This is a genomic window from Mycoplana rhizolycopersici (assembly GCF_013378445.1).
In the GTDB taxonomy this organism is placed as follows: domain Bacteria; phylum Pseudomonadota; class Alphaproteobacteria; order Rhizobiales; family Rhizobiaceae; genus Mycoplana; species Mycoplana rhizolycopersici.
On sequence record NZ_JABXYK010000017.1, the window covers coordinates 69,973 to 90,942 of the forward strand.

At 64.0% G+C, this 20,970-nt stretch carries 27 protein-coding genes and 1 tRNA gene; 16 read left to right on the plus strand and 12 right to left on the minus strand.

Annotated elements, in window-relative coordinates; genetic code table 11:
• Positions 1-11: 11 nt before the first annotated feature.
• Both HV823_RS21750 and HV823_RS21755 read left to right on the plus strand, forming a co-directional pair.
• The gene (locus HV823_RS21750) at positions 12-1,160 is read left to right on the plus strand and encodes a DUF930 domain-containing protein (protein WP_343051981.1); all 1,149 of its coding nucleotides are present in this window, start codon (positions 12-14) and stop codon (positions 1,158-1,160) included.
• A gap of 110 nt (positions 1,161-1,270) precedes the next feature.
• On the plus strand, positions 1,271-1,561 hold the full coding sequence (locus tag HV823_RS21755) for a GYD domain-containing protein (RefSeq protein ID WP_097142226.1): 291 nt from the start codon (positions 1,271-1,273) through the stop codon (positions 1,559-1,561).
• A gap of 111 nt (positions 1,562-1,672) precedes the next feature.
• Here the strand turns inward: HV823_RS21755 and HV823_RS21760 are convergent, their stop codons facing one another.
• Positions 1,673-2,779 (minus strand): branched-chain amino acid ABC transporter substrate-binding protein, encoded by a 1,107-nt coding sequence (locus HV823_RS21760; protein ID WP_176951801.1) that lies wholly within the window; start codon positions 2,777-2,779, stop codon positions 1,673-1,675.
• A gap of 441 nt (positions 2,780-3,220) precedes the next feature.
• On the opposite strand from HV823_RS21760, the gene HV823_RS21765 reads away from it, so the two are divergent.
• The 3 genes from HV823_RS21765 (at position 3,221) to HV823_RS21775 (ending at position 7,954) form a co-directional block, all read left to right on the plus strand.
• The gene (locus HV823_RS21765) at positions 3,221-4,879 is read left to right on the plus strand and encodes an alpha/beta hydrolase (RefSeq protein WP_176951802.1); all 1,659 of its coding nucleotides are present in this window, start codon (positions 3,221-3,223) and stop codon (positions 4,877-4,879) included.
• Between the two features lie 73 nt (positions 4,880-4,952).
• Positions 4,953-5,528, plus strand: coding sequence for a transglycosylase SLT domain-containing protein (locus HV823_RS21770; RefSeq protein ID WP_176951803.1), 576 nt, complete (start codon positions 4,953-4,955; stop codon positions 5,526-5,528).
• A gap of 254 nt (positions 5,529-5,782) precedes the next feature.
• Entirely contained in the window at positions 5,783-7,954 is a 2,172-nt protein-coding gene (locus HV823_RS21775; RefSeq protein ID WP_176951804.1) for a CHASE2 domain-containing protein, read from the plus strand.
• Positions 7,955-8,073: 119 nt separating this feature from the next.
• Here HV823_RS21775 and HV823_RS21780 read toward each other — a convergent pair whose 3' ends face one another.
• Positions 8,074-9,165 carry a FecR family protein gene (locus tag HV823_RS21780; RefSeq protein ID WP_425487685.1) on the minus strand — a complete coding sequence of 364 codons (1,092 nt, stop codon included), beginning with the start codon at positions 9,163-9,165 and terminating at the stop codon, positions 8,074-8,076.
• 279 nt (positions 9,166-9,444) lie between these two features.
• On the opposite strand from HV823_RS21780, the gene HV823_RS21785 reads away from it, so the two are divergent.
• From HV823_RS21785 to HV823_RS21800, 4 genes are all read left to right on the plus strand, one after another.
• Positions 9,445-9,798: a DUF1428 domain-containing protein gene (locus HV823_RS21785; RefSeq protein ID WP_176951825.1), complete on the plus strand. Its 354-nt coding sequence runs from the start codon at positions 9,445-9,447 to the stop codon at positions 9,796-9,798.
• A gap of 63 nt (positions 9,799-9,861) precedes the next feature.
• Positions 9,862-10,284, plus strand: coding sequence for a secondary thiamine-phosphate synthase enzyme YjbQ (locus tag HV823_RS21790; protein WP_176951805.1), 423 nt, complete (start codon positions 9,862-9,864; stop codon positions 10,282-10,284).
• A 103-nt stretch (positions 10,285-10,387) separates the two neighbouring features.
• On the plus strand, positions 10,388-10,765 hold the full coding sequence (locus HV823_RS21795; protein WP_176951806.1) for a nuclear transport factor 2 family protein: 378 nt from the start codon (positions 10,388-10,390) through the stop codon (positions 10,763-10,765).
• Positions 10,766-11,198: 433 nt separating this feature from the next.
• On the plus strand, positions 11,199-11,567 hold the full coding sequence (locus HV823_RS21800) for a hypothetical protein (protein WP_176951807.1): 369 nt from the start codon (positions 11,199-11,201) through the stop codon (positions 11,565-11,567).
• Between the two features lie 580 nt (positions 11,568-12,147).
• Here the strand turns inward: HV823_RS21800 and HV823_RS21805 are convergent.
• Positions 12,148-12,894, minus strand: coding sequence for an SIMPL domain-containing protein (locus tag HV823_RS21805; RefSeq protein WP_425487686.1), 747 nt, complete (start codon positions 12,892-12,894; stop codon positions 12,148-12,150).
• Between the two features lie 143 nt (positions 12,895-13,037).
• Here HV823_RS21805 and HV823_RS21810 point away from each other — a divergent pair.
• Positions 13,038-13,113 (plus strand) — tRNA-Ile (locus tag HV823_RS21810).
• A 58-nt stretch (positions 13,114-13,171) separates the two neighbouring features.
• On the opposite strand, the gene HV823_RS21815 is transcribed toward HV823_RS21810, so the two are convergent.
• Genes HV823_RS21815 through HV823_RS21845 form a run of 7 tightly spaced genes read right to left on the minus strand, consistent with a single transcriptional unit; the run spans position 13,172 to position 15,764 of the window.
• On the minus strand, positions 13,172-14,266 hold the full coding sequence (locus tag HV823_RS21815) for a tyrosine-type recombinase/integrase (protein ID WP_176951808.1): 1,095 nt from the start codon (positions 14,264-14,266) through the stop codon (positions 13,172-13,174).
• Between the two features lie 17 nt (positions 14,267-14,283).
• Complete coding sequence (locus tag HV823_RS21820) at positions 14,284-14,526, minus strand: helix-turn-helix transcriptional regulator (RefSeq protein ID WP_176951809.1); 243 nt, start codon at positions 14,524-14,526, stop codon at positions 14,284-14,286.
• The gene (locus HV823_RS21825) at positions 14,523-15,041 is read right to left on the minus strand and encodes a hypothetical protein (protein WP_176951810.1); all 519 of its coding nucleotides are present in this window, start codon (positions 15,039-15,041) and stop codon (positions 14,523-14,525) included. The genes HV823_RS21820 and HV823_RS21825 overlap by 4 nt, the downstream gene beginning before the upstream one ends.
• Positions 15,038-15,202 carry a hypothetical protein gene (locus HV823_RS21830; protein WP_176951811.1) on the minus strand — a complete coding sequence of 55 codons (165 nt, stop codon included), beginning with the start codon at positions 15,200-15,202 and terminating at the stop codon, positions 15,038-15,040. The genes HV823_RS21825 and HV823_RS21830 overlap by 4 nt, the downstream gene beginning before the upstream one ends.
• Positions 15,203-15,208: 6 nt before the next feature.
• Entirely contained in the window at positions 15,209-15,385 is a 177-nt protein-coding gene (locus tag HV823_RS21835; RefSeq protein ID WP_176951812.1) for a hypothetical protein, read from the minus strand.
• Between the two features lie 4 nt (positions 15,386-15,389).
• On the minus strand, positions 15,390-15,551 hold the full coding sequence (locus HV823_RS21840; protein WP_176951813.1) for a hypothetical protein: 162 nt from the start codon (positions 15,549-15,551) through the stop codon (positions 15,390-15,392).
• Between the two features lie 15 nt (positions 15,552-15,566).
• A complete protein-coding gene (locus tag HV823_RS21845; protein WP_176951814.1) occupies positions 15,567-15,764 on the minus strand; it encodes a hypothetical protein in 198 nt (65 codons plus the stop codon).
• A gap of 335 nt (positions 15,765-16,099) precedes the next feature.
• Between HV823_RS21845 and HV823_RS21850 the strand changes: the two genes are divergently transcribed.
• Positions 16,100-16,663, plus strand: a complete 564-nt coding sequence (locus HV823_RS21850) for a hypothetical protein (RefSeq protein ID WP_176951815.1) — start codon at positions 16,100-16,102, stop codon at positions 16,661-16,663.
• 270 nt (positions 16,664-16,933) lie between these two features.
• On the opposite strand, the gene HV823_RS21855 is transcribed toward HV823_RS21850, so the two are convergent.
• Entirely contained in the window at positions 16,934-17,278 is a 345-nt protein-coding gene (locus tag HV823_RS21855; protein ID WP_176951816.1) for a helix-turn-helix domain-containing protein, read from the minus strand.
• 96 nt (positions 17,279-17,374) lie between these two features.
• Between HV823_RS21855 and HV823_RS21860 the strand changes: the two genes are divergently transcribed.
• The 3 genes from HV823_RS21860 to HV823_RS21870 all read left to right on the plus strand — a co-directional run bounded on the left by HV823_RS21860 (position 17,375) and on the right by HV823_RS21870 (position 18,748).
• Positions 17,375-17,599 (plus strand): helix-turn-helix domain-containing protein, encoded by a 225-nt coding sequence (locus HV823_RS21860; protein WP_176951817.1) that lies wholly within the window; start codon positions 17,375-17,377, stop codon positions 17,597-17,599.
• Between the two features lie 361 nt (positions 17,600-17,960).
• Positions 17,961-18,467: a hypothetical protein gene (locus HV823_RS21865; protein ID WP_176951818.1), complete on the plus strand. Its 507-nt coding sequence runs from the start codon at positions 17,961-17,963 to the stop codon at positions 18,465-18,467.
• Positions 18,467-18,748, plus strand: coding sequence for a hypothetical protein (locus HV823_RS21870; protein ID WP_176951819.1), 282 nt, complete (start codon positions 18,467-18,469; stop codon positions 18,746-18,748). The genes HV823_RS21865 and HV823_RS21870 overlap by 1 nt, the downstream gene beginning before the upstream one ends.
• An 11-nt stretch (positions 18,749-18,759) precedes the next feature.
• Here HV823_RS21870 and HV823_RS21875 read toward each other — a convergent pair whose 3' ends face one another.
• Positions 18,760-19,011, minus strand: coding sequence for a DUF982 domain-containing protein (locus HV823_RS21875; protein ID WP_176951820.1), 252 nt, complete (start codon positions 19,009-19,011; stop codon positions 18,760-18,762).
• 335 nt (positions 19,012-19,346) lie between these two features.
• Between HV823_RS21875 and HV823_RS21880 the strand changes: the two genes are divergently transcribed.
• Complete coding sequence (locus tag HV823_RS21880; protein ID WP_425487687.1) at positions 19,347-20,504, plus strand: MT-A70 family methyltransferase; 1,158 nt, start codon at positions 19,347-19,349, stop codon at positions 20,502-20,504.
• Between the two features lie 34 nt (positions 20,505-20,538).
• Positions 20,539-20,970, plus strand: a 432-nt coding sequence (locus tag HV823_RS27405) for a hypothetical protein (RefSeq protein ID WP_425487688.1), incomplete at its 3' end; no start/stop codon positions are given.

Consider the following 20,970-nt stretch of genomic DNA (forward strand, 5'->3'; position numbering starts at 1 on the left):
TGGAACCGCGGGTGACAGGTAAGCGTGGCAAGGGGCTTGGATGGGGCGTGGGCGTCTCGGCCGCGCTGCATGTCGCCATTGCCGCCCTTCTGTTCGTCCATCTGCCGGCCTTCGAGGTGACGCCGCCGGAGGAGGAGAGCGTCAGCGTCGAACTCGTCCCGCCCCCGGAAGAAAACGTGCCGGAGGAGGCCCAGCAGGAGCCGCCTCCGCCCGAGGAGCAGCAGGAGGAGAAGGTCGCCGAGGCACCGCCACCTCCGCCAACGCCGCCACCGCCGCCACCACCACCCGCAGCGGAGCCCCCGGAAGAGCCGCCGCCTGAGGAAACGGCGCCGGAAGAAACGGCTGCGGAGGAAAAGCCGCCCGAAGAGCAGATGGCGGAAGAACAGCAGCAGGCAGAGGAGCAACAGCGGGCGGTCGAGCAGCTTGCCGACGGCGCGCCCATTCCGGTCCTGCGGCCCGTCCTTGAATATGGCGACAAGGACAGCGGCGTGAAGGTGGAGACTGACGACCTGTCACCGGGCTCGCCGCTGCCGGAGGAGGAAACGGCCGACAAGCCGCCCGAGCAGCAGACGCCGTCCGAACAGCCCGTAGCCGAAGAGCTGGCGGAAGACGCGCCCGCCACCGCGCCGGTGCCGACTCCGAGCGAGCCGGACAGTGCGGACGGGTTTCCTACGGCGCTTGCCGAGGGAGAGCCGATCGACGGCACTGCGCAGGAGGAGGCCGCTAAGGCCGACGAGCAGCCGAAGGCCGAGGACAAGACTGCCGACAAGGCCGAGGCGAGCGACGCGCCCGAGACAAAGCTTCACGAGGCGGACCGGCTCTTTTCGGAGAATGCCGCAGAGGACCCGGTTGCGAGGACGGCGATCGGCGACCTGCCGCGAAGCGTGCGCATCGAGAGATTGTGCAGCACCGAGCTCTATGCCCAGCTCAGGCATGGTTCACCGGCCTACAATCCGGAGCTTCTGCCGTCCTATCGGCTGTCGAAGGGGACGGTGCTTGAGGTCACTCGCGCGGCGTTTCGCGCCAATACGCGCTGGTACAACCTCAGCTTCCGCTGCGAGGTGGATGAAGAGGGAACGCGGGTTGTCGCCTTTGCCTTCGACGTCGGATCGGAGGTGCCGAAAAGCGAATGGCGCAAGCGCGGTTTTCCGTCGTTATAGCCGGCGATCGGCGGCGAGATTTCTTGTTGGCGACACCGGCGGGGCGTATATTCAAGGTGGGCTGAGGGCACGACCGCGGCGTCTGCGGACGTACGCAGGGGAGGTGTGCCATGACCACGTACATTGTTCTCATCAACTGGACGGAGCAGGGCATCAAGAACGTCCGGGACTCGCCGAAACGGCTCGACGCCGCAAAGAAGGTGATCGGCGAGATGGGCGGCTCGTTCAAGGATTTTTACCTGACAATGGGCGACTATGACATGGTTGCCGTCTGCGAGGCGCCCGATGATGCGGTAATGGCCCGCTTCGGACTGACGCTCGCGCAGGGTGGCAATGTGCGGACCCGCACGCTCAAGGCCTTCCCCGAGAAGGCCTACCGCGAACTGATCTCGACGCTGTAAGTCCCGCCCTGGCGGCGCGGACAAGCGCAAAGCCGCTATGTATCGGGCGGCCAAACGAAAAGACGCCGGGCAGGGCCCGGCGTCTTGAGTGCTTGTGAAGGTCGCCCAGGGTTACTCGGCGGCAACGATCTTGCCGTCTTCCCACTTGAACAGCGAGAAGCTCGGCGAGGTGAGGTCGCCGCTTTCGCCGTAGGTGAGCTTGCCGATCGCGGTCTGGACCGGCTCGCCCGCCTTCAGCGCGGTGGCCACGGCCATGGCGTCTTCGGCGCTGCCGGCCTTCTCGATGCCGGCCTTGATCACTTCGACGGCGGCATAGGCGTTCAGTGTGAAGGCTTCCGGTGGAATGTTCGCGGCCTTGAGGACTTCGACGGCCTTGGCGGAGTCGGGGTTGTTCAGCGCGTCGATCGCGTTGGTGAAGAGCGTGCCGGCGACGGCTTCGTTACCGATCGCCCACAGTTCGGTGTTGGAAAGGCCGTCACCGCCGACGATCGTCGCCTTCACCGACATGTCCTGCAACTGACGGGCAAGAAGGCCGGCTTCGGGGTGATAGCCGCCGAAATAGATCACTTCGGCACCGTCCGCCTTGAGGCGGGTGATCAGCGCGCTGAAGTCCTTTTCGCCCGGGGTGACGCTTTCGTACAGCACCTCTGTGACGCCGCCCGCATTGAGGCCGGCCTTGAACGCGTCGGCAAGGCCCTTGCCGTAGGCGCCCTTGTCGTGGACGATTGCGATCTTCTTGTCCTTCATGTTCTTCAGGACGTGGTCGGAGGCGACGGTTGCCTGCTGGTCGTCACGGCCGCAGGTGCGCAGTACGTTGGGCAGGCCGCGCGCCGTCAGGTCGGGTGCGGTGGCCGTCGGCGTCACCATCAGCACGCCGTTCTCGGCGAGAACGTCGGATGCGGGAATGGCAACGCCCGAGGTGACCGGGCCAACGACGAAGCGGATGCCGTCGCCAACGATCTGGTTGGCGGCCGACACGCCCTGCTTGGGCTCGCCGGCATCGTCGGCAAGCTTGAGCACGACCTTCTCCCCGAGAATGCCGCCGTTCTTGTTGATCTCCGCCACGGCGGCTTCAGCGCCCTTCTTCACCTGGTCGCCATAGGCCGCGACCGGGCCGGTCAGCGGTGCGATCACGCCGATGGTGATGTCGGCATAGGCTGCCGTCGAAAGCAGCAGCGATGCCGCAAAGGTTGCGCCGGTAAAAGACTTGAGGTTCATAGTTCATCTCCCTTGGATGGACCGCGATGGATCCTGGCGGCTGGCTGGCCGGTCGCAGGCAAGCGATCGCTCCTGCAACGGCGGGCCTAAGTGTCGCTGCGACCTTTTTGATCGAAGTGACACTTATTTGGGCATCTTAAGTAGAAAACTCGCCTGTCGCGCGCAACAAAATAACGCGCGCTTCCCGGCAATATACAGGATGCGGGCGCTTTTGCCGCGCGCGGTGATGACGCGGCGCTGATCCGGCCTGCGACGATTGAAACCGGCGGCGAGCGGGTCCAATGTGCCGGTAGAACATCCGGCAGCGCTGCTTCAAATGTGCATGGCCGGATATGGAAATGCAGCGGGGAGAATATGAGCTTGGGGCGCAACCGTGCATTGCTTGTAAACTACCGGAATGGCAGTGTCTGAGCCATTGGCGGCGAGCGAGGGGTCGATTTCATGTCGCATCGGATGATCAAGTTCTGGGCATCGCTCTCGGTGCTGGGGCTCCTGCTCGGCGCGCTGTTCTTTGCCGCGTCGCTGACGCCAAGCCTGTTGCCGCGTACCTTCGTGACACAGGGCGTCCTTTCGGGCGTCTGCTTCGCCATCGGCTACGGTCTGGGCGTGCTGGTTGCCGCCACTTGGTCCTATCTGGAACTGCCGATGCCGGCAGGGCGTTTCTGGGGCAGGGTGCAGTTGCTTGCCGCTTTTGCATGCGCAATCGTCGTCGTGGTGTTCCTGTGGCGAGCGGCCGAATGGCAGAACTCGATCCGCACGCTGATGGAACTGCCGCCGGTCGAGACGGGGCATCCCTTCAAGGTTGGGCTGATTGCGGTTGCGACTTTCATCGTGGTCATCGTCGTGGCACGGCTCTTTACCTTCGCCTGGCGCTCCTTCTCCCGGATGATCCAGCGCTTTGCGCCGCGGCGGGTCGCCAATCTGGTGGGCGGTCTGATCGCCGTCGTTCTCTTCTGGACCGCGGTCGAGGGCGTTCTCTTCCGCACAGCGCTGCATTCGGTCGATTCCTCGTTGCGGGCGCTGGACGAACTGATGGAGCCAGATACGCCGCAACCGACGGATCCCCGCATGACGGGAAGCGCGGCCTCGCTGGTGCCCTGGCCCGATCTCGGGCGGCGCGGCCGCGAGTTCGTCTCAGGCGGCACGGCTGAGAACGCGATCGCCTCCTTTACCGGGCAACCCGCAAAGGAACCGGTGCGCGTCTATGTCGGGCTGAGCGGCGCACAGACTGCCGACGCGCGCGCGAAGCTCGCCCTGCAGGAACTGATCCGCACCGACGGTTTTTCGCGCAAGTACCTGGTCATCGTCACGCCGACGGGTACGGGCTGGGTCGATCCGGAAGCGATGGGGCCGCTGGAGTATCTGACCGGCGGGGACGTCGCCAGCGTGGCGATCCAGTATTCCTACCTGTCGAGCTGGCTGTCGCTGCTGGTGGAGCCCAGCTACGGCGCCGACGCGTCGCGGGCGCTGTTCCGCGAGGTCTACGCCTACTGGAACAAGCTGCCGCGGGACGCCCGGCCGAAGCTCTATCTCTACGGGCTCAGCCTCGGCGCACTCAGCTCCGAACAGTCCACGGAACTGTTCGAGGTCATCGGCGATCCCTATCAGGGCGCGCTCTGGGTCGGCCCCCCCTTTGAATCCCGCATCTGGCGCCGGCTGACCGCGGGGCGCAACGAGGGCACGCCGGCATGGCTGCCGCGCTTCGGCGACGGTTCCTTCGTCCGCTTCACCGCCCAGAAGGACACACTGGGCGAGGCAACGGCACCCTGGGGGCCGATGCGTGTCGTCTACCTGCAGTATGCGAGCGATCCGGTGACCTTCTTCGACGAAGGCGCCTACCGGCGCCCGCCCGCCTGGATGGTGGGGCCGCGCGGGCCGGACGTCTCCGATGAACTGCGCTGGTATCCGTTCGTCACCTTCCTGCAGCTCGGTCTGGACATGGCGATGGCGACGACGACGCCGATGGGCTACGGCCACGTCTATGCCGGCGAACACCATGTCGATCCGTGGATCGCCGTACTCGGCCTGGAGGGCCAATGGAGGCCGGAGGCGGTCGGCCGGCTGAAGGAGAAGTTCCGCGCGGACAGGCCGGCGGAATGAAGGTTCAGTTCGTCTAAAAACGAAACTTTAAACTTTACGAATTATCAATCTCTCGGAAATGAGAGATCGATCGATGCGTTGCGTTTTTGTCGTCGTCCTCACGATGATGCTTGCTGCCTGCGGGACCGTTCCGCGGAATACCGACAATGCCTGCGCTGTTTTCGAGCAGCGCGACGGGCTGTTCGAAAACTGGGAGCGCGACGCCCGGCGTGTCGAGCGCGAATACGGCGTGCCTGTCGCAGTGCTGATGGCGACGGTCTATGCCGAATCCGGTTTCAAGCACAACGCCAAGCCGCCGCGCCGCAAGCTCCTCGGCTTCATTCCCTGGAAGCGGGTCTCCACGGCGTATGGCTACTCGCAGGCGCTCAACGGAACCTGGGACAGCTACAAGAAGCAGACCGGCCGCTGGATGGCCAAGCGCAACGACTTCGGCGATGCGATCCGCTTCATCGGCTGGTATCACAGCCAGAGCAACCGCAAGAACGGCATCCCGCTCAACGACACCTACCGCCTCTACATCGCCTACCACGAAGGGCATGCCGGTTACTCCAGGGGTAACTGGAGCGCGCCGGCGAAGGCGGGCGCAAACCGTGCCTCGAAGATGGCGTCGCGCTATTCCAAGCAATTGCGCAACTGCAGCTCCTGGTAGGGCTGTTCCTTTGCGGCAGGCTCTGCCGCTTTCTCACAAAGCATAGTATGCTGCTTCGCCGCCAGCCGAGATTGCCTTTGCCGAACGGGCTGTGCTGATTTGCCGAAAGGACCGCGCCGCAAGCTCCCGCAACGGGGCTGGCACGGGAGGAATGCAGTACCTTTGCGGTGACCGGGCATCCTTCTGTGCGGCTGACGCACGATCGCTCGGGCGCTTCCGATCGACCACGCGGAAGGAGGGATCGAACCGGCGCCATGACACGCGCGCAACAGGTCGGCGTCATGCTCGGTCTTGCCATCGTCGCAGCGCTGACGCTGCTGCGCAGCGACGATCCGCTGTTCTTCCGCTTCGCTCGCGAAGCGGTGTTCGACGAATACCAGCGCCTAGCACCGCGGCCGTTCGAGCAGATGCCCGTTCGGATCGTCGATATCGACGAGGCGTCGCTGAGGGTGCTGGGGCAATGGCCGTGGCCGCGCGACCGGCTGGCGCTGCTGGTCGACCGGCTGAGCGACATGGGCGTGGCGGCGATCGCTTTCGACATCCTCTTTTCCGAGCCTGATCGCCTTTCGCCGCGCAGCGTCGTGGAAGCGGTTGAGGGGATGCCCGCCGACGTGCTTGGGCGGCTGCCCGACAACGATCAGATTTTTGCCAACTCTATTGTGAGCCGGCCGGTCGTGCTCGGTTTCGGCATATCCAACGACGGCAGTTTCCTCCCGCAGGTGAAGGCGGGGTTTGCGTTCACGGGCGAGCCGCCGTTCGGCGCGCCGCCCATCATCAAGGCGGCAACACCGCTTCTTCCGGCATTGGAAGCCGAGGCCGCGGGGCTTGGACACATCAGCCTCGATCCGGGCAATCCCTCGCCGGTCCTGCGCACCATTCCGCTGCTGCTCAGCGACGGAACCCAGCTTTATCCGAACCTGACGCTTGAAGCGCTGCGCGTGGCGCAGGGGGCTTCCACCTACGTCCTTGCAGACGCGCCCGACAAGCCGGACACCATTACCAAGATCAAGGTGGGCGATTTCGTCGTGCCGGTGACGGCGAGGGGTGAAATCTGGCTCTACTTTTCACCCGACCGCGCCGAACGATACGTCTCGGCGGCAAGGATTCTTTCGGATACGCAGCCGCCGGAAGCGCTGCGGGAGGCGCTGCAGGGAGCGATCGTCTTCGTCGGCGCTTCCGCGGCCGGCCTGCAGGACATCCGCACGACGGCGCTCGGCCAGCACGTGCCGGGCGTGTCAATCCATGCGCAGGCGGTGGAACAGATCCTGTCCGGCCGGTTCCTGTCGCGCCCGGACTGGGCGGACGGGCTGGAGATCGTCTCGATCGCGCTGGCAGGTCTCCTGATCGTTGCGCTCACCACCTTCCTCAGTCCGGCGATCGCGCTCGTCTTCGGGCTGACGGTAACGGTGGCGGCGCTGGCTGCGTCCTGGTTCGCCTTTCGTTATGCCGGCCTGCTGTTCGATCCGCTGGCGCCGATCGTCTGCGCCACCATCACGCATTTCTCCGCCACCGCCTTTCGAATCCTGGTCATCGACCGCGAGCGGCGCGAGGTCCGGCGGGCCTTCGGCAAGTATCTTTCCCCGGAGCTGCTCTACCGGATCGAGCACACGCACGACGCGTTGCGGCTCGGCGGCGACGAGCGCGAGTTGACCCTGATGTTCGTCGACGTGCGCGATTTCACCGGGATCAGCGAAAAGCGCGCGCCCAAGGAGGTGGTCGCCTTTCTCAACATCTTGCTGGATGCGCTGAGCCGCGACGTGATCGCCCATGAAGGCATGCTCGACAAATTCATCGGCGACTCCATCATGGCGTTCTGGAACGCGCCCGTGGACGTGCCGGATCACGCGCGCAAGGCGGTGCGCGCCGCACTCGCGATGCGCCGGACGCTTGCGAGCCTCAATGCCGATGACGCCTTCGGCTTCGGGCCCGGCCAGAGTGTCGCCATCGGCATCGGTATCCACACCGGGCTTGCCTGCGTCGGCAACATGGGGGCGGAGGCGCACTTTAACTATTCCGCCGTGGGCGACACGGTGAATGTCGCCGCTCGCATCGAAGCGGCCTGTAAGGAAGTCGGCTTCGACATCCTCGTCTCCGAAAGCACGGCTGCGTATCTGGGCGAGATGGCCCTGCTGGAGGCTGGCACGCTGCCGCTGAAGGGACGGCAGTCGCGTACCCGCATCTTCGCGGTGGGAGGTGACGAGCCGGTCGCAGCGACCGGTGCTTTTGCCGACCTGCGCTTCGTCCATGATCAGCTCCTAGAGGCGCTGCGGGCCTGCGCCGCAGATGCGGCCGAGCTCGCGCATGCAGCGGGAGAGCAGTCGTCGGCAATTAACGAGGCGCTGCCGGCGTTCTACCGCCGTATCCTCCGCAGGAGCGAACACTTTCCGCGGTGTGAAGGGCAGCGGGCGGAGGAGCGTGTGGAGTAGCAGGTGCGGGAGGCCGACGTCGCTGCGGTCGCCGCCCGGCGATCCCTCTCGCAATTTTCGCCAGTGCCGCACGTCTTCAGGGTTGGCAAGATCGCTTGTCTACCGCCCGTTTGCCGAAATCAGTCGAAATCTGGCCTGTCGCGCGGCGTCGGCTCGCGGTCTGGCCTGTCCCTGTCCGGGCGGTCTCGATCCGGCTTGGTCCGGTCGGGCTGGTCCCGGTCGGAGACGTCGCGCTGTGGTCGTTCCCTGTCCGGCCGGTCCCAACTCACCTTGTCGCGGTCGGGCTTCGATCGTCCAGGGTTGTCGAAGTCCGGCTTGTCGCGGGAGGTCCTTTCCCTGTCCGGACGGTCCCAGCTCACCTTGTCGCGGTCGGGTTTTGATCGTCCGGGGTTGTCGAAGTCCGGCTTGTCGCGGGAGGTCTTTTCCTTGTCCGGGCGATCCCAGCTCGGCCTGTCCACCCGCTTCTTTGGCGGCGGCGGCGGTGCGGGGGCCGGCTCTTGCACCCGTGGCGGCTGGCGATCCTCTTTCGGCTGCAGGGAGGCCTCGAGACGGCAACCGCCAGTCTGCATGCCGCCGGAGAGCTTTTGATCGCCGGTGAGGAATGGCAAGGCGCGTGTGTTGCCGAGCTGGCGCAGCGTGGTGCGGTTCACCCGTCGCGGCGAGCTGATGCCGCCGCTGCGGGTCGCGACCACGCTGTCGCAGCGGCGCGTCAGCTGCCGGCACTCGCCGCGGCTGCAGAAGGATGCGGCACCGTTGAGGAGTACCATCGCCGTCGTCCCGTCCGATGCCACGTAGAAGTCGAAGGCAGTGCCGCGCACGCCGATCGTTCCGGCAGGCGTGACGATCTCGTAGGCCGTGCTCTTGGAGTTGCCGCTGACCCACCGGAACGTCCCTTTGGCGGCCTTCAAGGTGAGCTTCTTCAGCGAGTTGCTGCCGTCATAGACGAACCTGTCGATCACAACCGACGAGCCCCAGCCGACGGCAAGCTTGGTTCCGTCGCGGAAGACGAACTGGCCAAGCCCCGAGCGCGAGGTGCGGATGCGCTCGTCGCGGTGGACGGGATCGCGCGCCACCATCTCTTCGCCGTTGCCGGTGACACTCGTGCGGATCAGGGCGGCCTGTCCCACGACTTCCACCGCATGCGCCGTATCCGCGCCGAGAAACGCCGCCGAAACGGCCATGGCGATCGCCTGGCGACGCATATGGTGCATCCCGCCCTCCGGCAAGCTTATGGAAATCGAGCGCAAACAATATATCAGGCGTTTCTAATTGTCTCGTTCGGCAAAGGTGGTACGTGGCGCCGCCGGCGCTTTCTGGCCGTTGACGTTCCGATGTCGGGAGCCGATGCAGCGACCGTCCCTGCATCGGGCCGGCTTTGGCATTGCTCCTTAAATCGGGACCGATTCGAGCGTAAAATCACACGTCTGGCCAACCGCTACGGCGGATCGATCATGCAACTCAGCGCGCGTTTCGCGCCCGAGGAGGTTTCGATGCACTATGTCGATGGATTTGTGATTGCCGTGCCCAAGCATAAGCTCGACGACTACAAGGCGCTCGCCGGTATCGCCGGTTCCATCTGGAAGGAGCACGGTGCGCTTTCCTATGTCGAATGCGTCGGCGACGACGTGCCCTATGGCAAGCACACGTCGTTTCCCCGCGCGGTGCACGCCAGGGACGACGAGGTGGTGATCTTTTCCTGGGTCACCTATGAAACGCGCGAGATCCGCGATGCGGTCGTCGGCAAGGTGATGGACGACCCGCGTTTGAGCGAAGAAGAGTGGAAGAACATCTTCGACGGCAAGCGCATGATCTATGGCGGGTTCCAGTGCTTTCTGGAACTATGACGCGGTGACGGGAAAGGGCGGCCCTTGCGCCGCCGGCAGGCAAGAGACCGACAGGGAGGCAGGGTGCCACAAACCAGGATTTCCATTCAGACCCGCGGGCAGGGGCTTTACGAATTCACCGCCGAAGCGGAAGCCTTCGTGCGCCGGAACCGGAGGGACGAGGGGCTGCTGACGGTGTTCGTCCGGCACACCTCGTGTTCGCTGCTGATCCAGGAGAATGCGGATCCGGACGTGCGCCGCGACCTCGACGCCTTCTTCCACCGCCTCGTGCCGCCATCGGACGATCCGTCCATGCGCTGGATCGTCCATACCATGGAGGGGCCGGACGACATGCCGGCGCATATCAAGGCGGCGCTCAACCAGGTGTCGATCGGCATCCCGGTAAGCGAGGGCAGGCTGACGCTCGGCACCTGGCAGGGGCTCTATCTTTTCGAACATCGCGATCGTCCGCACCTGCGCGAAATCGTGCTGCATCTTGGCGGCTGACGCCCGCCTCCGAAGGGAACCGGCCGGCCGCTCTGCGCGTTTTGGGCGGCGAGCCGGGCCGAAGACCGGCAATGGATAACCGGATAAAAGGGAGGACTGCATCATGGCGAATGCGAACGCCGTTGCCCTCGAACTCGTCGCGGCGCTGAACGCGCGCGACTATGCCGCAATCGCAGCACTTGCAGATGAGGACGTGGCGATCTCCGGGTTCGGGGAGGGTGGCGACATGGGGCGCGAGGCGTTGCGCGAACGGCTGGCACGGCATTTTTCGAGATTCGACGAAAGCTATGGCGATGCCGTGACGATGGTGGCGGATGGCGGTTCGCCGGCGGCGATCCGGGTAACGGCGCGCGGCAGCGTTCCTTCCGGTAAATCCTATTCGGTCGAGAAGGTCCTGCTTCTGGAACTCGACGGCGACCGGATCGCGCGGCTGGCGCTGATGGTGGACGAGGGCGAACGGATGCGGCAGATGGCTGGCTGATCGCCCCTCCCGCGACGACGTTCGGCGGGCTATGAATTAGAGCGTTGCTGAGGGCTAAACCTAGCTCAGCCCGAAAATGATGGTTCAATCGCTGCGAGGGGCGACTTCCGCTGCCACGCCGTGCGCTCGGTCGCGTCATCGTCCTCGACCGCCATCGCAAGGCCGGCATCGCGTTTAAGGCCGGAGGCGGTCTGTCAGATTACGCCGCGACCCGTGCTCGTCGCCAACCGCTTTGATCCCGACAACATGGCTGCGGCAGAATGCTGCAATCGCGGCCTGAAGGGCTCCGCTGCGCGTCCGCGTATTGCGGCTGAACGATGGCTGAACGCGCGGTTCCGGAGGCGTTCAGCCGTGCCCTCCTAACGTGTCTCCATTGAAACCCGCGGCGAGCGGCCGAACCATTCGGTCGTCGACGCACTCGACGGAGACCGTGATGTCCGACTTTCTCAAGAAATCCATTGCCGCCATTGCGCTGACGATTGCAGGGCTGACGTCACTCGCCCCGACCGCCTCGGCCTCCGGCCTCGACGCCCGCATCGAGACCGTCGGCTATCGCGACGGCTACTACGGGCGCTCGCCGGAGCGTCACGATCGCTGGGCCGACCGCCGAGGGGACGACCGGCGTGCTCGCGGCCGCTGCGCGCCCTGGCTGGCCGTTGAGAAGGCGCGCGACTACGGCGTCCGTGGCCCCCGCATCGCCGACGTCAGCCATCGCCGCGTCGTCGTAGAGGGATGGCGTCACCATCGCTACACGCAGATCGCCTTTGCCAACGTCGCGCGCTGCCCGACGCTGTGGCGTTGACGCGTCTGCCGCGACCCGTGTGACGCAAGGTTTGGCTTAGAGCGTGTCGGGTCTATTCTGAGCCCTTCTGCCGGAGCGGATTTTCGACTGGGCAGAGGCGATTGGCGACGGGCATACCCCGAAGTGCGGCCGAGCCGATCGCCTCTGATCCGGGCGGGAAGATGCCCGGCCCTTCGGGTTGGCTGAAACGGGCTGCCTGATCGACCGGCCGGCTTGGCCATAGGGCTTGGGTTTCGGCATACAAGGCATGAGACGTCGGCGCTGTCGAAACGATGAAGTCTCAACCAAAGCCGGCGGCGCGCCTTCTGCGCCGCTGCAGCATGTTGAGGAAAGCAATTCCAGTGAAATCCGGTTCACCGGAATTTGCCTAAGATATTATTATTGCTTCCTTATCATGCGCTTAAGCGATTTCACCTCGGTTGGAAGCGCATAAACTTCGGACATGTCTTTGTCCCCGCAACCGGGCGATCGCGGTAAAGAGACCTGCCGTTTCCCGCCCACGCAGTCTCTTGGGCCGGCCTCCCGAGGCACTCCGCCTTCGAGGGCCGGCGTGTTCGTATCGTGGCGGTCCCGTTCCGGTTCAGTTCTTCAGGGCGAAAGTCATGTTGACGGTGACGGAGTAGCTGCTTTCACCGGTGGCGACCGGCACGGCCTCGGCGGCGAAATCCTTCGCCATCGCCGCGCGCATCATGGGAACCGGCTGCGGACGGTAGGACGTCTCGGAAATTTCCAGGACCTTGCCCAGGTCGATGCCGGCGGCCGCCGTCAGTTCCTTCGCGCGCGCGATCGCATCGGCAACCGCGTTCTTGCGCGCCTCGCTGATGGCGTCGTCCGGCTTGTCATTGGTGAAGGTGATGCCGCCGGTCTGGTTGATGCCGAGCGTCACTGTCTGGTCGAGGATCGCGCCGAGCCGGGACAGGTCGCGGACGCGCACCGACAGCATGTTGGAAACCTGGAAGCCGACGAGGACGGGCGGCTTTGTCTCGCCATTGTCGCCCTGCGGGAACTGGTACTGCGGGCTGATGTTGAAGCCCGAGGTCTGCAGGTCGCGCTCGGCGATGCCGGCATCCCTCAGGGCCTTCATCACCTCGGCCATCGCGGCATTGTTGGCGTCGAGCGCCTCGCGCGCCGTCTTGCCGTCCTTGATGACGCCAAGGTCGACCAGGGCCATGTCGGGCGCAATGTTGGACCGGCCCTCGCCGGTGACGGTGATGACGGCCTCGCGCTGCCGTGCTTCCTGCGCCTGGGCCGGTGCGAAAAGGCCAGCGGCCAGGGTGGTGGCGATGACGCCGCTCATGACGGCGCGCGACAGTCTCGGTCGAAACATTCAATATCTCCGCTTGGTTGTCCCTCACGTCGTTTATTCCCGCGAGATTGTGTAAGCATTGCGGCGATGCTTGTCGGCCGGAAAGAATTCGTCTAGACGGAACCTCCGGGGCCGCCATTGACCCCGCATGCCGCCTCCGGCATGGGCCTGTAGCTCAATGGTTAGAGCCGGCGGCTCATAACCGCTTGGTTGGGGGTTCGAGTCCCTCCGGGCCCACCATTTTTCTAGTAAAAACAATGCGTTATATTGCGGTTAGCCAGAAGGGTTAGCCAATCGGTTAGCCACGCGGCTTTTTGGGCTGCAGGCTGCGAGTAAGGCGTGTCATGGCGTCTCTTGCGAGTCGCTGCTGCTCGGCCTCGCGGCTATAGAGTTCGGCGTGCTCGATGTTGTCGTGACCGAGCGTCTCCATCAGCTGGCGCGTGGTTGAGCCGCTTTCGGCGAGCAACTTGCCGAGCGTCTTGCGCAGGCCGTGCATCGTGCAGCCTTTCGGCATATTCGCGCTCTTGGTCCAATCCGCCATGCGGCCCGTCAGCGACTTTTCCGAGAACGGCTCGCCGTAAGCTGTCATGAGCACGAATTCGCCCTTGCGCTCGACCGGCTCCAGCAGCTCACGCAGCATAGGCGTCAGCGGCAGGACGAGCGTCTTTCCGCCTTTCTTCTGCTCGATCGTCACGGTCCCTCTCTTGAAATCGAACCAGCTCCATTTGACGCGCGCCACGTCGGAGCGGCGATTTCCGAGCCAGAGCGCAAGCCCATAAGCGGTGCGGGGCGTCGTTCCCGGCAGCCATCGGCCTTCGAACATCGTGCGTTCTTCGTCGGTCCAGGCGCGCCAGCCCTTGTACTCCGGCCGATAGCTCAGCTTCCATGTGGGGTCGGTATCGATCCATTCCTCGTCGAGCGCGACGTAGATCATCTTCCGGATCGTCACGAGCAGATGTTTCGCCTTGTGTGGCGTCGCGGCGAATCGGGCCAGGATATCCTTGACGTGCCGACGTTTAAGATCGCGCACAAGCATGTCGCCCCATACGGCGGGATTCTCGGGAACGAGGCGAAGCTGCAGGAAGTCTTCCGCAAGGCGGATGTTCTTCGTCTTGGTCGCCTCGTCATGCCGAAGCCATTCCGGCGTGCCGAGAACCTTGCGCCATGCAGCCTTGAATGAACCCGGAAGGGCTGATGAGGGATGAGCCAACACCTTGGCGGGCACGTGCTTCCGCCCCTCGATGGCTGCCTTGTATGCAGCCTCGAACTCCACTTCTCCCGGCTCGCCCGGAATGGACACCGTCTTGCCCGCGCGACGATAGCGCCAGCGCCGCCGGCCGTGCCGGTCGAGGAATGAGGAAAGGTATGGGCGAGGTTCTTCGGGCTCCAGCATGGCGGAACGATAGGCGGCTAGAACCGGCCTGACAATATGTCGTCTATGCGGTTGGCGCTCTCGTCGGGAAGCTCTGAGAAGGCAGCATCGAGGGCGATGCGATCCCATATCACGCAACCGCCAACCTTCTTGGGCTTCGGCATCAGCCGATCGGCGACCATCTGATCAAATTTCGATGCCCCCACGCCAACATAGCGCGCTGCTTCCTCGCGGCGGAGGCCGCGCGGTGCGTAGGCGATGGTGTCGGCGTGACGGCTCATTTCCGCTTCCTCCATCTGTCAAACTCAGCCCGCAGCGACAGCCAGCGCTGGCGGGCGTTTTCGTCTGTGTTGAGCTCAGCCATGGACTGGACGACGAGGATGCTGCGGGCGCGGGTCTTGATCCGATCCAGATCGGAGGCATCGGCGCCATGGCACTTGTGCAAGAACTTGCGGAAGAGATGATCGTCCTTGCACTTCATCGCGCATTCGGCGGCGAAGTTGGGCGCCTGATGCTTCGACGAAAGCCGAGTTATTTCGCTCAGTGCAGACTGATGAAGCCTTGCCAGGCTGGAGTACTTATCGAGCAGCCAGAAATGATCCTCCGCCAGGTGGAGGTAGAAATCGCGATCATCGACAGGTGCGTCGGCCGGTATCTTGAGCAGGTCGAATTCGCCACTGAGAACTCGGATTTCGCCAGCGGAGGCGACGATCGTCACGTCACGCGACGCGCGGGCAGCTCGCGTACGAATAGCCTCCATGCGCCTCTGTGCCGGGCTATGAACCGCCCGGTTCATCGCTTCTTGCTCCTGTCGAGTACCTTCAACGCCTGCTGGATGTCGCTCAGGCATTCGATCGGGGAACGGCCTTCGTCGAAGCGGCGGGCGGCTTTGCGCACCGAGGCGATGAACTGGAGACGCTTCAGGCCTGTTGCGGCTGCTTGCGGCTTGTCAGCCATGGGGCGTCAGCTCCGGCAGAGAATGAAGGTGGAGAGGCCGACGATGAGCGTCGGCAAGAACAGGTACATGAGCCGGTTGCACGCGCGATCGGCGCGGGCGCGGGCGGCGATCAGGCTGTCGATGCGGGACCAGTCGGCCTCGATGCGCTCGATCGGATAGCGGGGGAGGCAGTGCGGGCGCATCGGCTCAGGCTCCGAGGACGAGAATGCCGGTCATGGCAAAGCCCAGCAGCCCCGCGACCGTCAGAAGGGCGAAGCGCTGGATCTCGAGATCCCTGATCCGCATGCGAAGCAGGTCGCGTTGTGCGCTGCGCGGCCGAGTGGCGTAGTCGCGGGGTTGCCGGTGCATGGCGACGGCTTTCGATCAGGCCGCGCGGCGGTCGGCGGTGGCGTTCGCTTCCTCGACGGCAAGCGGAACAAGGGTTTCCATCTCGACGCCGGTAACGCCGCGGTTGCGCAGGTAGGCTTCAGTGCAATGGCCGTCCTGGCACTCGCGCATGATCGTTGCGATCTGCGAAATGCGGATTGCCTTCTGTTTCGGGGTGAGCAGCTTCGTATGCATCGTCATTCTCCATGGTTGGGGGTGAGGCTTTGACTTCCGGGCCTCGGGGAAAAGCCGACACCCGTCTGTGCGCGCGCTTGACGCATCGTCCAGTACTGCGCACGGTTGCATTGTCGGCGTCGACTCGCAGAGAAGGCGAGCCGGCGCCTGTCATCCCCAAGTGAAGCAACCACAAGGAGACGATTGAAATGACGAACAATGGAAACCAAGGCGGGAACGGACAAAGGGGCTGGGGACCGCGCCAGCCGAGCACTGGCGGTCCCAAACCGAATGGCGGCCCGGTCGGTCCGCGCCAACCCTCCGCGCCGCCGCCGCCCAAACCATGAGGAAGAGGGATGGACCAGCGAAAACTGCTGCAACTTAACGTACTGCGGAACGCACTCTATCATGCCGGCCAGCGGCGTCGGTACGAGAGGCTGACGCGCTGGTCCAACTTCCTTGTCATCATCCTGGGCGCGAGCGCTATGGGAGATGTCGCCCGCCTTGCAGGTTTCGCAGGGTCGGCTCCGGTGTTGGGGGCAGCAACTGCGGTCCTGGGCGCCCTGCAACTCGTGCTGGATTTCGGCGGAAGGGCCCGCGACCATCAGGTTTTGCAGCGCGACTACTACAACCTGTTGGCGGACATCGACGAGAGACCGGATGCTGTCGGACCCGAACTGGGCCGGTTTGCGGCCGCAATGACGCGCATCGCCGCCAGTGAACCGCCGACGCTGCGCGCCCTCGATGCCAAAGCCTACAACGATGCCCTTTCCGGCCTCGGCCATTGGGACCAGCAGGAAAGGCTCTACATCCCCTTTTGGCAGAAGGTTGTAGGTCGCTTCTATGCGTTCGATGGCTACGATTACAAAACGCTCAGGGAGGTCGAGGACAGTAAGCGCCTGCCTGCGCCGGTCGAATAGGCCGGGGGCACCGTCACGCTCCGTCTTTTCCAGAATCCACGACATTCATCGTTCTCCAATGCGAGCCGGGAAGCTGGGCCGCCGCCTTGGGAGGAGGAGGAGCCGCGGCCCTGTTCGCGGTCTGAACGATGCAATGAGTTGCATAAGATGCAACATAGGTCAATTTAAAAAGTTGCAACTTATGCAACTTTGCTGTTGCACAGTACGCCTGATTGATCTTTCGCAGAGGTGTGGCGGCGGATTACGTTATGTGAGGATAAGTGGGTCGGCTCAATCGTTTGTGCCGGTCTTCCCAAGGTCTTTGAAAAGCACCTTCAGCATTTCAATCGCCTGTTCTCGCTGAGCTTCGCTCTTGTCTCTGAAGAATCGAGCGAGCCAATCTTCTTCTGGATCGCGAAAAAGACCGTGAATATCCGTGCCAAATAGCGCTGCAAGACGCTCAAGGTAGTCTGGCTTAGGTAAAACCCCGCTCCACCAGCGCGATACCAGGCTCTTGTCGGCGCCCACCTCGCGCGCGACATCGCTCTGGGAGAGGTTCCGCTTCGCGGCCCACTCTGGGATGAAGTGGAAGCGCACCGGGGTTTTGTCTGAGTGAATCTGCGAGACGTTGCTCATTGCGCAACTCTACCGCAGGCCATGTTGGAGAGCGTTATGATGGCGTGCAACAAGGTGACTTGAAAAAAGTTGCAACTTATGCAACTCGTATGATCCATGAGAGCTGAATCCGAGATCGCGAAATTCCGTACGCGCAACGACCAAATGAGTCTTGAGGCGTTTGGCCAACTGTTCACGCCGCCGGTGGATAAGTCGACTGTATTGCGCTGGGAACGGGGCCAGATCACTCCTCGTCGCGCAATCGAGGTGGAGCGGATAACTGGCATCGCGCGAAATCTTCTTTTGCCTGAAGTGTTTACTACCCCGGAGACCGCCGAATGAAAGCGGCCCTCTCGCACGTCTCATTTCTGCAAGGCGGAGTTCCCCTCTGGAGCACTCCTCCCAGCCGCCTTGCATCTTCGTGCCGGAGCTGGCGGGCGTTGCCTGCCGCTCCGGCGCATCTTTCCCGTTTTCATCGTTCCCCACGCTGCGCGAACCTCCCTGCCGCGCGGCGGCCCCAGCCCGGCGGGCGGCGGACCAATCTGCCCGCCGGGCGCTTCCGTTTTCTCTTTCGACTGGCATGCGGGCCTCCGTGATCTGAGGCCCTGAAACTCTCACGTTCTGATCCTTCCCAAAACGGGAAAACCCCGCCGGATTTCCCGGCGCGGGAAAGCTTTTGCGCGCTCGCGCGGGAGACACTTCCATGTCCGACACGATGACGAATGCCTGGTTTCACCGTCTGAAGGCTGCGAACCGCATGCTGATCAAGCTCAATGGCGGGATCGAGGAAAGCGCCAGGCTGGCCTCGATTTCGAAAAGCCAGATCGGCCGATGCAACTCGGCAGGCGATACCGAGCTGCTGCCGATTACCGCGACGATCCGGCTCGAGGCGGAATGCGGCGAGCCCGTCGTGACGCGGGCGATGGCCGAACTGCACGGCTGTGCGCTGGTCAACCCCAAGGACAAGCCGGTCGATGGTCGCTGCATCATGCGCGACAATGCCGAGCTGCAGCGGCTGAACGGCGAATTTCAGGTCAGCCTTGCGAACGCATCCGCCGACCTGGTGGTGACGCCGGCCGAAGCACTCGTCTCGCTGCGGAATCTCGAACAATTGAAGCGCAAACTGCCGGACCTGGAGACAGCGCTGACGGAAATCATCGCCTCGGGCGGCGCGCGCACCGGCCTCCGCGTCGTCGGGGAGTGCGAGTGATGCGGGCCGCCAGTCTGAGGATTCCCTACGCCGGCAAGGAACGGCGCGGATTTGATGCGGCGATGCGACGGGGCGGGCCGATCGGGCTTCGCGGCGTGGCGCTGCTGCGCCGCGTGCTGGCGGCAGCGGGACCTTATCGTTGTGAGCGTAATGGGGACGAGGAAATCGCGTGGCGGTGTATCGATGCCGGCTTTCTGCGCCTCGACTGCCGTGACGAGGAAATATTGCACCTGACGACCGATGGGCGCGCCTACGTCAACCGCGTGACGAGGTCGACCTGATGGTTTGGCCTCTAGTGCAGCTGAACGACCAGCCGGGCTTCCTCGGCCGCGGCGATAAATGCCAGCCGCGCAGTGTCGTCGTCGACCACGTCGTCGAAGGCGTCATAGAGGACTTCCATGGCACGGCTGTAGGCCGAACCAGCGCGCTCGGGCCAGCAATTGGAAAGAATGATGCTGGCCTCGAAGGTGTTGTGAACAACGACAAATCCGTCATCACCGAGGTCGATGGGTACCCCGCGGGGCCATTCTTCGTAAATGGTCATCGCCGCTCTCCTGCCGGAGTAATTCCGGTCTTGCTAAAACGCGAAATGAACCGGCTTGTTCCTGCGAGGGCTGTGTGATGGCGGCACTCAGCGGCGAGCAGCTTCGCATTTTGCAGGTGGCGGCGGACGAAGGAGCGTTCGTCGCCGCAAGCGTTCCCGACAAGAACCGGATCGTTCGGCTGCACGGCATGGGGCTGGTGCAGCGCCACCCGACCGAACTTGAGCGTTGCACGATCACGGATGACGGCAGGGCGGCACTTGCGGGCGAGGGCGCGAGCGATGCTGCGGAGGGGCCGGCACGGCTGCCGCATCATCCGCTGGCCGCACTGTTCCCGATGCTCTCCGATGACGAGGTACGGCGGCTTTCCGACGATATCGCTACGCGCGGACAGGAAGAGCCCGTCTGGCTTCTCGACGGCAAGATCCTTGACGGCCGGAACCGCGCGGCGGCGTGCGCCCTGCTCGGCATCGATGCGTGGACCAAGGAATACGAGGGGAATGATCCGCTCGGCTTTGTCCTGTCGCTGAATCTTCACCGCAGGCATCTCAGCGAGAGCCAGCGCGCGATGGTGGCGGCGCGCGTCGTGGACTGGGAACGTGGCATGAACCAGAACACGGCCGGGCCTGCAAATTTGCAGACCCGCGAGGCGGCGCGCCGGTTGTCGATTTCGGAACGCGCTGTCGCCGCTGCCAAGCGGGTCCGCGACAATGGCATCGAAGCGCTTTCCGATGCCATCCGCGACGGGCGGGTATCGGTTCATGCCGGTGAGGCGATCAGCCACCTGGAGCGCGAGGAGCAGGAACGGGTTCTGCGAGAGGAAGAAAAGAAGATCGTCCAGCTTTCCAAGGAAATCCGGGCGAAGCGGGCGAAGATGCGCCATGAGGGGCGTTTGCGGCACATGGCGCTGGTCGCCACCGCCGGGCAGCGAACCGCCGGCGAGGTCTCGCAGAAGTATCCCGTCATCTATGCCGATCCGCCCTGGCAGTTCGCCGTGCGCTCGGAAGTCACCGGGCGCGAGAAGAGCGCGGAGAACCACTATCCGACCATGCCGACAGACGACATCTGCCAGCTGTTCGACAAGATCGGATCGCCGGCAGGGCGGGACGCCGTGCTCTTCCTTTGGGCGACGAACCCGATGCTGCCGGATGCGCTGCGCGTCATGGCCGCTTGGGGCTTTTCCTATGTGCATCACTGGATCTGGGACAAGCAGGTGGCCGGTACCGGCTACTGGGGGCGAGACCGGCACGAGCTGCTTCTGATCGGCCGTCGCGGCGAAGTGCCGGCGCCGCTGCCCGGCTCACAGCCGGAGACGGTCTATTCCGAACAAAAGGGGCGGCACTCAGCCAAGCCCGATTTCTACGCAGAGACAATCGAGCGGCTTTATCCGGGCGTGCCCCGGCTGGAGCTGTTCTGCCGCGCGCCTCGCCCTGGCTGGGATGCGTGGGGATATGAAGCGGCGAAGCCGGAAAGCGAGGACAATCATGAAGCTTGAAACGACTGCTGCCAGCCTCAAGACGGCGCTGGTCATGGCAGGGCATGTGGTGGAGCGCCGCACGACCATTGCGGTGCTTTCGATGGTCAAGATCGATGGCAACGTGATGACGGCCACGGATCTCGATACCGAACTTTCGGTCACTGTCCCGGTGAATAGCGCGGAGGGTGCGATCTGCGTCCCTCACGCCCTCCTGCTGGCGCTGGTAAAGAACCTTCCGCCACCGACTGGACGAACGCCAGACGAATCATCAACGGGCTCGATCGCGCCGACGATATCGCCGGTTACGCGAAGAAATTCCACGCGGTCATTCTCGCGGCCTCCTAAGCTCGAAAGGAAACCACATGCAGAAGATCTCGAAAGCCATCGCAGCCGCAGCCGGCGGCGCTGCAACCGGCACCATCGGTCTACCGTTCATGCCGGAAGGGACGCCCTGGTACGGCTACCTCGCGCTCTATGCCATCAC